Genomic DNA, 399 nt, shown 5'->3' on the forward strand with positions numbered 1-399 from the left:
CTATAGGTCGCTTTAGAGGATTGGAGAGCCCAGTCATCGTAGTATTAGCAGCTACTGACATGTCAAATACGGAGTTTTTTTGCGCCTACTCACGTGCGACATCACGCTGCATCGTAATTCTGGATGCACATGATGTAAAAAAAGGCAAATATGAAAACTTAGGAAAAGCACTTTACTTAGAAAAAAAGGACCACGTCGAATTAGAAGCATCCAAATCACTAATACAGGCACTGATTGAAAACCAACCAGCTACTGAAATCACACCACAAAATGATATTTTCTTCATGGCTTGGTCAGAAATCTGGCACGCCTATATATTGCCAGTTCAAAATTGCGAACCCACAAGGTTATTGCTCGAAGCCTTTTTCATCCATTCAAATACGCCAACCATTTACACTT

The 399-nt window shown here is 40.4% G+C and carries 1 protein-coding gene; it reads left to right on the top strand.

The features are described from left to right. Window positions 1-59: 59 nt before the first annotated feature. A partial coding sequence (locus SB717_RS33940) for a hypothetical protein (RefSeq protein WP_410907207.1) occupies window positions 60-399 on the top strand: 340 nt, incomplete at its 3' end.

This window comes from Priestia sp. SIMBA_032 (assembly GCF_046535215.1).
Classification (GTDB): Bacteria; Bacillota; Bacilli; order Bacillales; family Bacillaceae_H; genus Priestia; species Priestia aryabhattai.